Below are 9,351 nucleotides of genomic sequence, written 5' to 3' on the forward strand. Positions count from 1 at the left end.
GTCGCGTTTGTACGGTGACTCTCGCCGCGACGCTCGCGGCACGAACGCAGCGACGGCTGTTCCGCAGAGCAGAAGTGAGGCCCATCGTTGGCTGAGACCATTCCGGCCGACGCGGCCGTGCTCGTGATCGACGACGACGCGCAGCTCGTGCAGAGCTTCGCCACGCTGCAGAAGGACTGACCGCCCGCCTACCCGGCGGCCCGGCTACCCGGCGGCGAGTTCCCGAGCCCGCGCCAGGGCCGCGGCCGTCGCGCGGTCGAAGACGGAACGCAGGCCGGCCGCCTCGAGTTCGGCGATCGCCCGCTCGGTGGTCCCGTTGGGGCTCGTGACCCGCCTCCGCAGTTCGGCCGGCTTCTCGCCGGACGCCGCAAGCAGCTCCGCGGCGCCGAGGAAGGTGCCGTTCACCATGGTGGCCGCCTCCTCCTCGGTGAAGCCCATCCCCACCGCGGTGGCGGTGAGCTGCTCGATGAGGTAGAACACGTACGCCGGGCCGGATCCGGAGATGGTGCTGAGCGCGTCGATGCGGCTCTCGTCGATTTCGAGCACCTCGCCCACGGTCTCGAAGACGGCGCGGGCGATCGCCAGGTCGTCCGCGGTCGACCGGGAGCCCGCGCTGAGCCCGGTCACGCCGCGTCCGACGACGGCTGGCGTGTTGGGCATCGCCCGCAGCACCGCCCCCGGCACGATCGCCTCCATCGTGGCCGTCGTCACCCCGGAGGCGACGCTCACCACGATGGCATCCGGCGCGAGGGCCGACGCGATCTCGCGCAGAAGGTCCGCCACCATCGCCGGCTTCACTCCCACCAGCACGACCCGGGCTCCGCGAACCGCCTCGAGGTTGGCCCCCGGAGTGCTCTCGAGGGCGAAGGACGTTACAGTGGGCGACCGCAGCGCCGCCGCCTTCGCCTCGGTGCGGTTGGTGACGCGGATGCCGCCGGTCACAGTGACAGACGGCGCGAGCAGCCCGGAGAGGATCGCCCCGCCCATCGAACCGGCTCCGAGAATGGCGATGGTCGGGAGGGTACTCATCCCACCATCCTAGGATTGACCGCATGAGCACACAGGGCAGCAACCGGGCGATCATCGCGGCTTTGCTCGCCAACCTCGCGATCGCCGTGACCAAGTTCGCGGCGTGGGCGTTCTCCGGCTCGAGCTCGATGCTCGCCGAGGGTGTGCACTCGCTTGCCGACACCGGCAACCAGATCCTGCTGCTGCGCGGCGGCCGGCGATCGATGAAGAAGGCCGACCAGCAGCATCCGTTCGGCTTCGGCCGCGAACGCTACGTCTACGCGTTCGTCGTGTCGATCATCCTGTTCAGCGTCGGCGGCGTCTTCTCGCTCTACGAGGGCTTCGACAAGCTGCAGCACCCGCACGCGCTCGAGAACGCCTGGCTGCCGGTGGTGGTGCTCATCGTGGCGATGATCGCCGAGTCGTTCTCGCTGCGTACCGCCGTCCGCGAGTCAAACCACACCCGTGGCAACCAGGGTTGGGTCGCCTTCATCCGGCACTCCAGGGCGCCGGAACTCCCCGTCGTGCTGCTCGAAGACGTCGCGGCCCTCGCTGGCCTCGGGTTCGCCTTCCTCGGCGTCGTTCTCACGGCCGTCACGGGCAACGGGCTGTTCGACGCGATCGGCACCCTGGCCATCGGCGTTCTGCTCGTGCTGGTCGCCATCATCCTGGGCATGGAAACCAAGAGCCTGCTCGTGGGCGAGGGTGCGAGTGTCGCCGACGTCGAGCGCATCCGGGACGCCATCAACGCCGACGACGAGGTCGAGGCCCTGATCCACATGAAGACGCTCTACCTCGGCCCGGACGAGATGCTCGTCGCGGCGAAGATCGCGTTCTCCGGCAAGAAGAAGCTCGCGGATGTCGCCACGGCAATCAACGCGCTCGAGGCGAGAGTGCGCGCGGCAGTTCCCGTCGCCCGGGTGATCTACATCGAACCGGACGTCTACGTCGCGCCAGGCATCGGCAATCCGTCCACCGAGGCGATCATCATCAAGGCGGCGGACTAGGCCATGTCCCGTGTCGCGCTCGTCATCCGCCACTTGCCGATCGCCCACCTCGGCAACCTCGAACCCGTGCTGCTCGCGAACGACTACGACGTGCGCTACCTCGACATGACCGCCGAGGAGTTGCCGGCCGAGGCGGCCGAGGCCCCGTTGGTGGTCGTGCTCGGCGGCGACATGGGCGTCTACGAGAAGGACGCGCATCCCTTCATCGCGCGCGAGCTCGCCTTTCTCGAGCGTCGGCTCGACTCCGAGCGCGCCACCCTCGGCATCTGCCTCGGCGCGCAGATGATGGCGGAGGCCCTCGGCGAGACGGTTCGCAAGGGCAAGACCGTGGAGATCGGGTTTCGCGAGGTGCGGCCGACGGATGCCGGTCTCGATTCGCCGTTGCGCCACGTCGCCGGGGTGCCGATGATGCAGTGGCACGGCGACACGTTCGGGTTGCCGTCCGGCGCCACCCGGCTGGCCAGCTCGGCCGAGTACAGCAACGAGGCATGGAGCCTCGGCGACCGCGCGCTCGCGGTGCAGTTCCATCCCGAGCTCACCGGCGCGATGTACGAGGAGTGGATCGTCGACGGGCTTCCGGAACTCGAACGCCACGGCATCGACCCGGACGACCTTCGGGCGCAGGCCGCGCTGCACGGTACAGCAATGGAGCAGGCGTCGATCGCGATGTTCGGGGAGTGGCTCGCGCTGCAGCCCTGACCCGCCCGGTCAGAGTTCCGTGCGCGCCGCCCGGAAGAAGTCGGTGAGCAGCGCCGCGCACGCCTCCTCCTCCACCCCGCCGTACACCTCGGCTCGGTGCGGCAGCCGGCGATCCCGCAGCAGGTCGTAGACCGAGCCGGCCGCGCCCGCCTTCTCGTCCCAGGCGCCGAAGACCACGACGGGCACCCGGGCCGCGAGAATCGCCCCGGCGCACATCGGGCAGGGCTCGAGCGTCACGATGAGCGTCGTGCCGGTGAGATGCCAGTCGCCCCTGGCCTCGGCCGCCTGGCGCAGGGCGAGGATCTCGGCGTGCGCGGTCGGATCCTGCCTCAGCTCGCGCTCGTTGCGCCCGGTGCCGAGCGGGGTGCCATCCGTGTCCAGCACGATCGCTGCGACCGGAACGTCGCCGTGCTCGAGGGCGAGCCTCGCGCTCGCGACGGCCTCGAGCATTCGCTCGGTGTACAGCGCGGGCACCGCCACCACGAACCTCCCGAAACTCCAGCCGACGCCTTGGGCCGACAAGCTAGATTGAGCCTATGCGAGTCCACGTTGCCGACCACCCTCTCGTCACCCACAAGCTCACCGTGCTGCGCGACAAGAACACCCCGTCGCCCACGTTCCGGGCCCTCGCGGAAGAGCTGATGACCCTGCTCGCGTACGAGGCCACGCGCGGCGTTCGGGTTGAGACGGTCACCGTCGAGACTCCCGTCGCCACCGCCACCGGACTCGCGATCAGCCAGCCCAGGCCGCTCGTCGTGCCGATCCTGCGCGCCGGTCTCGGGATGCTCGAGGGCATGGTCAAGCTCATCCCCACCGCCGAGGTCGGCTTCCTCGGGATGGTGCGCGACGAGGAGACCCTCCAGCCCACCACCTACGCGGAGCGGCTGCCCGAGGACCTGTCCAACCGCCAGTGCTTCGTGCTCGACCCGATGCTCGCCACCGGTGGATCCCTCATCGCGGCCATCGACTTCCTCCTCGCCCGCGGGGCGGTGGATGTCACGGCCGTCTGCCTCATCGCGGCACCGGAGGGCCTCGCGGCTGTGGAGAAAGCGATGGAGGGCCGGGACGTCACCATCGTGCTCGGAGCCGTCGATGAGAGGCTCAACGAGGTGGGATACATCGTGCCCGGACTCGGGGACGCAGGAGATCGGCTTTACGGTACCGTCTAGGCGCGAAACGCGCGTCCGCACCGCCGCGGGCTTGACTTTCGGTCGGCCCATGCAAGATAGTTGTTACATGACTATGAACGCGCATGACCTGACTGCCCTCGCGGCTCCCAGGGCTGCCGGCATGATGATGCCGGTCGGCGTCGTCATGTGTTGTCGAATGTGTGCCTAAACAGCCACTCCTTGTCGAGTTCAGCCCCGTAACGGAGCAGGAACTCCGGGATGTCCGCTCCTCATAACGGGCGACGTCCTTGCCAGCATCACCTGAAGTATCCCGAAGGATCACACCCTCATCATTAGAGGCCCTTCACCACTCCCAAGGAATTCGACCATGTCTCTTGCAACTTTCGATCTCGCGCACCCGCTCACCGCCACCCAGCCGTCCGCACGCCGGCTCACCCCGGTGGCCCCCGTCTCCGCACCGGCCACGCCGGTCGCTCCGGAGTCGCCCGCCCGCATCCGCGCCGTGCCGAACGGAACCGAGGCCCGCGGCTTCGTGCTCTACGTCGGGGTGGACGAACTCAAGGCCGCCGAGGCCGGCACCGACCTCGGGCGAATCGTCGAGGCCCTCCGCAAGCTCACCGCGGAACTCGTGCCGACATCCGAAACCTACGCGGCCGTCGCCCTCGCCCCCCAGGGCGCGGGGGGCCGGGACGTCGAGGTCGTGCGCCTCGCCCTGCAGGACCCGTCCGCCCTGGCCAAGCACCGCCAGCAGCCGGAAGCGACCGAGAAGGAGCAGGGCGGCGTCGTGATCGACCTCTCCCGCAAACGCCTCGTGCTCGATGACGAGACCGCAGCCCTCACCTACAAGGAGTTCGAGCTGCTGCAGTACCTCGTGCTGCGCGAGGGCCGCACGATCGAACGCGCCGAGCTCATCGCCTCCCTCTGGTCGGTCGGCGACGACGACGTCCCCAACGAGCGCACGATCGACGTGCACGTGCGTCGCCTCCGCTCCAAGCTCGGTGCATACGAAGACATCGTGCGCACCGTGCGCGGGGTCGGCTACCGCTTCGACCGTCACGCCGACGTGTCGATCCGCCACACCTCCACGCCGAGCCCCGACATCTTCTAGGACGCTCCGCTGCGACAGCGCGCGGCACAGCGCGCCGCACCGCTCAGGCCGACGGCAGCACGACGGCCTTGAGCGACCTCGGGTCGCGCCGAGCGAGCGTGAGGGCGAGTTCGGTCTGCTCGAGGCCGAATCGGTGCGTGACGACACGGTCGGTGTCGACCGCTCCCGAGGCGATCAGGGAGAGGGCGAGCGGATAGGTGTTCGCGTAGCGGAAGATTCCCGAGATGGTGAGCTCCCTGCCCTGCACGAGGGGGACGTCGATGCTCACGGTGTCGGCCCCCATTCCCACCAGCACCACGCGGCCGGCCGGCGCGAGGGCGTTCATGCCGCCGCGGAGGGCAGCCGGTGCCCCGGAGCACTCGAGCAGCACGTCGAACTCGCCTGTGAGGTCCTCGCTCGCGGACAGTGCGGTCAGACCGAGGTCGCGGGCCACGCCGAGCCGGAACTCGCTGATGTCGGTGACCGTCACGCTCTGGGCACCGAAGGCCCGGGCGACCTGGGCCGCGAATAGCCCGATGGGGCCGGCCCCGGTGACGAGCACCCGGTCGCCGGGCCGCACCCGCGCCTTGCGTGCCGCCCACACCCCCACCGACACCGGCTCGGCCATGGCCGCCTGCTCCACCGTGAGCGGGGCGGGTGCCGGATGGGCGAAGAACTGGTCGATCACCACGAACCGGCTGATCGATCCGTCGAAGGGAGGCGTCGCGAAGAAGACGACGTTCGGGCAGAGGTTGTACCGGCCGGCCAGGCACTGCTCACATGTGCGGTCGGGCACCCCGGGCTCCATCGCGACCTGCTCGCCGAGGCGGGCCGGATCCACTCCCTCCCCCACCCCCACGATCACGCCGGCCGACTCGTGCCCGATCACCATCGGGGCGTCCACCACGTAGCGGCCGATGCGGCCGTGCTCGAAGTAGTGCACGTCGGAGCCGCAGATTCCCACGGCTCCCACCTCCACAAGCACCTGGCCGGCGGCCGGCACCGGCATCGGTCGGTCCTCGATCCGGAGATCTTCCTGTGCGTACAGAACCGCGCTCGGGTTGGCCATCATGGGTCCTTTCGACTGTCGGGGGTTCAGGAGTACGAACGCACCGTGGCGAGCGCGCCCCGCTCGAACAGGGAGGTGAGCGCGGCGAGGTAGGCGGTGGTGAACCGCTCGTCATCGGCGAGGGCGCCGAACAGTTGGCGATTCTGGATGAAGGCGAGCGGGTTCTCGCGCTGGGTGCCGGCGATCGCCACGAGTTCGTCGCGCAGCGGGTCGACCACGTCGATGGGCTCACCCTGCTCGTCGACTCCCTCCGCATAACGCGCCCAGCTGGCGATAATGGCCGCCCCGCAGACGATCTCACCGCCACTCGCCAGCTGGTCGCGAATCACGGGAACGAGCCACTTCGGGATGCGGTCGGACGACTCGGCGCATAACCGTGCGAGTGTGTCCCGCACCTCGGGGTTGGAGAAGCGCTCGATGAGGGTGACCTTGTACGCCTCGAGGTCGATGCCGGGCACCGGCCGCAGGGTCGGGGTCGCCTCACGGTCCATATACCTGGTGAGGAATGCAGCGATGGCCGGGTCGGCGGTCGCCTCATGGGCGTAGCGATAGCCGCCCAGGAAGCCGAAGTAGCACATGCCCTGGTGGCACGAGTTGAGCAGGCGCAGCTTCATGTACTCGTACGGCTCGACGTCGTCCACGAGCTGCACATCCACCTGCTCGTATGGCGGACGACCCAGGCTGAAGTCGTCCTCGATCACCCACTGGAAGAACGGTTCGCACGCCACCGGCCACGCGTCGTCCAGCCCGATCAGCTCCGCCGTTTCGGTGATGTCCTGCGCGGAGGTGACCGGCGTGATCCGGTCGACCATCGCGTTGGGGAAGTGCACGTTGGCCTCGATCCAGGCGCCCAGCTCGGCATCCTTCAGTCGCGCGTACGCGGTGAACATGCGCTTGGCCATGTCGCCGTTGGACTGGATGTTGTCGCAGGACTGCACGGTGAACGCCGGCTGGCCGCGGTCCTGGCGGCGACGCAGCGCCTCCGTCACGAAGCCGAACGCCGTCGTCGGCATGGCCCCGTCGCGCAGGTCTGCCACGATGCCCGGGGTGGTCTGGTCGAACTCGCCGGTCACCCGGTCGAAGTTGTAGCCGCCCTCGGTGATGGTGAGCGACACGATGCGGATCTCCGGGCTCGCCATCTTCTCGATCACGGCCTCCGGATCGTCCGGGGCGAACAGGTAGTCCACGATGCTGCCGATCACCTGGGGCTCCCGGCGGCCATCCGCATGCTTCAGCACCACCGTGTACAGGCAGTCCTGCTCATCGAATACCTGCTTCATTCGCCGGTCGGGTTCGAGCAGCCCGACCCCGCAAATGGCCCAGTCGAGGGCGAGCCCCGCGTTCATCAGCCGGTCGAGCGCCACGGCCTGGTGGGCGCGGTGGAAGCCGCCGACCCCGATGTGCACGATGCCCGCGGTGAGCTGGGACCTGTCGTATCCGGGGCGGGCGACCGTCGGATTGAGGCTGGACAGCGTTTCGGCACTGAGTCTGGTCATGGGGGAGCGTGCTTCCTGTTGAGAGCGAATGGTCGACCGGAGACGGGCTACTTGACGGCACCCATGGCGAGGCCGCGCACGAGCTGCTTCTGCGCGACCCAGCCGGCGATGATCACCGGCAGCACCGCGAGGGTCGATGCGGCGGAGAGCACGGCGAGGAACTGCCCGCGCCCGTCCACGAAGCTCGCGAGGAACGGCGGGGTGGTGCGCGCCTGGAAGGTCGTGAGCAGGGTGGCCAGGAAGTACTCGTTCCACGAGAAGATGAAGCAGATCAGTGCGACGGCGGCGATGCCGGGCAACAGGATCGGCAGCACCACGCGCACGAGCTCCGTGCGCAGGTTGGCGCCATCGATCTGGGCCGCCTCCACGATCTCCACGGGTACCTCGTTGAAGAACGACCTCATCATCCACACCGCTATCGGCAGGTTCATGGCGGCATAAAGCAGCCCGAGCGCTGTGATGTTGTCGAGCGCGCCGATGGTCTTGAGAATGAAGAACACGGGCAGGATCGACGCCGCGGCCGGCAGAAAGCGGGTGGAGATGAAGAAGAACAGCACATCCTGCACCCTCTTGATCGGCCGGATGCTGAGCGCGTACGCCGCGGGAATGGCCAGCATCAGCACGAGCAGGGTCGAGCCGACGCTCGCGGTGAGCGAGTTGAGCAGGTAGGAGCCCATCCCCCGGTTGAAGACGATGGCGTACTGGTCGAAGCTCAGCGCGGCGATGAACCTGGGCGGGATGGATGCCGCGTCGCCCTCGGTCTTAAGGCTCGTGAACACCATCCAGGCGATCGGAAAGAAGAACATCGCCACGAGAACCCAGGTGGCCGCCGTGATGAGGGTCGAACGGATCTTGCGCATCAGCGCTCTCCTCCATTGATGAATACCTTGAACAGCGTGCGGAGGGCGATCGTCGCCACCCCGATGGTCACGATCACGGTCACGACGCCGAAAGCGGCGGCCTGCCCGACGTCGAGGCCGATGAAGGCCCGCTCGTATAGCAGGTACGACAGCGTCTTCGTGCCGCCGGTGCCCTTCGTCATGATGGCGATCGGGTCGAAGGCCTGCAGCAGCATGATCGAGCCGAGCAGTGTCGCGATCTCGATGTACTGGCGCAGGTGCGGAAGGGTCATCCACTGGAAGGTGCGCCACGGGCCCGCTCCGTCGACCGAAGCGGCCTCGAGCACCTCGCGGCTCTGGCTCTGCAGGCCGGCGAGCAGGATGAGCATCATGAACGGCGTGTACTGCCAGGTGAGCATCATGATGATGGTCACGACCGGCAGGTCGGTGTTCCAGGCGATCGCCGGAAGGCCGAACAGGTGCAGGCCCCAGTTGACCATGCCGACGTTGACGTCGAGCAGCGACCACTTCCAGATGAGCGCGGCGGCGGCCGGCATCACCAGGAACGGTGTGATCATGAGGGTGCGGGCGAGGCCACGGCCCACGAACTTGCGGTCGAGCAGCACCGCGAAGAACAGGCCGAGCAGCAGCGAGAGGATCACCGAGGAGCCGGTGATCACCACGGTCGCGAACAGCGACGGCAGGAAGTCGGGGCCGGTGAAGACCACGGCGTAGTTCTTGAACCAGGCGAACTTGATCTCGCTCGGTCGCAACTGGTTCCAGTTGAGCAGCGAGAAGTAGATGGTGACCAGGAAGGGCACCTGGGTGAGGATCACGGAGAAGGCGAGTGCCGGAAGCACGAGCGCCCGGGACGCCCTGACCTTCTTCTTCTGGGCGATCCCGGCCTGGGTGGCCCGGTGCACCTGAGATGCGGTGGGGACTTCGATTGTCGTTGTCATAGCCATTCCCTCGTCGTTGAGGTGGGACCCGGGGCCGGCCGGTTCATCCGTCCGGCC

At 68.2% G+C, this 9,351-nt stretch carries 10 protein-coding genes; 4 read left to right on the forward strand and 6 right to left on the reverse strand.

All coding sequences use genetic code 11. From position 1 onward, the window contains the following. Nucleotides 1-204: 204 nt before the first annotated feature. Nucleotides 205-1,029 (reverse strand): pyrroline-5-carboxylate reductase, encoded by an 825-nt coding sequence (gene proC / locus VIM54_RS06945; RefSeq protein WP_331900046.1) that lies wholly within the window; start codon nt 1,027-1,029, stop codon nt 205-207. Between the two features lie 23 nt (nt 1,030-1,052). On the opposite strand from proC, the gene VIM54_RS06950 reads away from it, so the two are divergent. Both VIM54_RS06950 and VIM54_RS06955 read left to right on the forward strand, forming a co-directional pair. Beyond that, nucleotides 1,053-2,015 carry a cation diffusion facilitator family transporter gene (locus VIM54_RS06950; protein WP_331900048.1) on the forward strand — a complete coding sequence of 321 codons (963 nt, stop codon included), beginning with the start codon at nt 1,053-1,055 and terminating at the stop codon, nt 2,013-2,015. A gap of 3 nt (nt 2,016-2,018) precedes the next feature. Beyond that, the gene (locus tag VIM54_RS06955; RefSeq protein WP_331900050.1) at nt 2,019-2,714 is read left to right on the forward strand and encodes a glutamine amidotransferase; all 696 of its coding nucleotides are present in this window, start codon (nt 2,019-2,021) and stop codon (nt 2,712-2,714) included. A gap of 9 nt (nt 2,715-2,723) precedes the next feature. Here the strand turns inward: VIM54_RS06955 and VIM54_RS06960 are convergent, their stop codons facing one another. Beyond that, complete coding sequence (locus VIM54_RS06960; RefSeq protein WP_331900061.1) at nt 2,724-3,164, reverse strand: nucleoside deaminase; 441 nt, start codon at nt 3,162-3,164, stop codon at nt 2,724-2,726. Between the two features lie 86 nt (nt 3,165-3,250). Between VIM54_RS06960 and upp the strand changes: the two genes are divergently transcribed. Both upp and VIM54_RS06970 read left to right on the forward strand, forming a co-directional pair. Continuing rightward, the gene (gene upp / locus VIM54_RS06965) at nt 3,251-3,883 is read left to right on the forward strand and encodes a uracil phosphoribosyltransferase (RefSeq protein ID WP_331900052.1); all 633 of its coding nucleotides are present in this window, start codon (nt 3,251-3,253) and stop codon (nt 3,881-3,883) included. Nucleotides 3,884-4,211: 328 nt separating this feature from the next. After that, a complete protein-coding gene (locus VIM54_RS06970; RefSeq protein WP_331900054.1) occupies nt 4,212-4,952 on the forward strand; it encodes a winged helix-turn-helix domain-containing protein in 741 nt (246 codons plus the stop codon). A 43-nt stretch (nt 4,953-4,995) separates the two neighbouring features. Here VIM54_RS06970 and VIM54_RS06975 read toward each other — a convergent pair whose 3' ends face one another. The 4 genes from VIM54_RS06975 to VIM54_RS06990 all read right to left on the reverse strand — a co-directional run. Further along, nucleotides 4,996-5,940 (reverse strand): NAD(P)-dependent alcohol dehydrogenase, encoded by a 945-nt coding sequence (locus VIM54_RS06975; protein ID WP_331900056.1) that lies wholly within the window; start codon nt 5,938-5,940, stop codon nt 4,996-4,998. A gap of 86 nt (nt 5,941-6,026) precedes the next feature. Further along, nucleotides 6,027-7,496 (reverse strand): mannitol dehydrogenase family protein, encoded by a 1,470-nt coding sequence (locus VIM54_RS06980; protein ID WP_331900058.1) that lies wholly within the window; start codon nt 7,494-7,496, stop codon nt 6,027-6,029. Nucleotides 7,497-7,543: 47 nt separating this feature from the next. Further along, on the reverse strand, nt 7,544-8,356 hold the full coding sequence (locus VIM54_RS06985) for a carbohydrate ABC transporter permease (protein ID WP_331900060.1): 813 nt from the start codon (nt 8,354-8,356) through the stop codon (nt 7,544-7,546). After that, the coding region (locus VIM54_RS06990) for a carbohydrate ABC transporter permease (protein ID WP_414673190.1) at nt 8,356-9,351 on the reverse strand (996 nt) is incomplete at its 5' end. The genes VIM54_RS06985 and VIM54_RS06990, both read right to left, overlap by 1 nt.

This window comes from Lacisediminihabitans sp. (assembly GCF_036569425.1).
Classification (GTDB): domain Bacteria; phylum Actinomycetota; class Actinomycetes; order Actinomycetales; family Microbacteriaceae; genus Lacisediminihabitans.

Coding starts and splice junctions, on each gene's coding strand:
- proC (WP_331900046.1), bottom strand. CDS start 1,029: ATGAGTACCCTCCCGACCATCGCCATTCTCGGAGCCGGTTCGATGGGC.
- VIM54_RS06950 (WP_331900048.1), top strand. CDS start 1,053: ATGAGCACACAGGGCAGCAACCGGGCGATCATCGCGGCTTTGCTCGCC.
- VIM54_RS06955 (WP_331900050.1), top strand. CDS start 2,019: ATGTCCCGTGTCGCGCTCGTCATCCGCCACTTGCCGATCGCCCACCTC.
- VIM54_RS06960 (WP_331900061.1), bottom strand. CDS start 3,164: ATGCTCGAGGCCGTCGCGAGCGCGAGGCTCGCCCTCGAGCACGGCGAC.
- upp (WP_331900052.1), top strand. CDS start 3,251: ATGCGAGTCCACGTTGCCGACCACCCTCTCGTCACCCACAAGCTCACC.
- VIM54_RS06970 (WP_331900054.1), top strand. CDS start 4,212: ATGTCTCTTGCAACTTTCGATCTCGCGCACCCGCTCACCGCCACCCAG.
- VIM54_RS06975 (WP_331900056.1), bottom strand. CDS start 5,940: ATGCCGGTGCCGGCCGCCGGCCAGGTGCTTGTGGAGGTGGGAGCCGTG.
- VIM54_RS06980 (WP_331900058.1), bottom strand. CDS start 7,496: ATGACCAGACTCAGTGCCGAAACGCTGTCCAGCCTCAATCCGACGGTC.
- VIM54_RS06985 (WP_331900060.1), bottom strand. CDS start 8,356: ATGCGCAAGATCCGTTCGACCCTCATCACGGCGGCCACCTGGGTTCTC.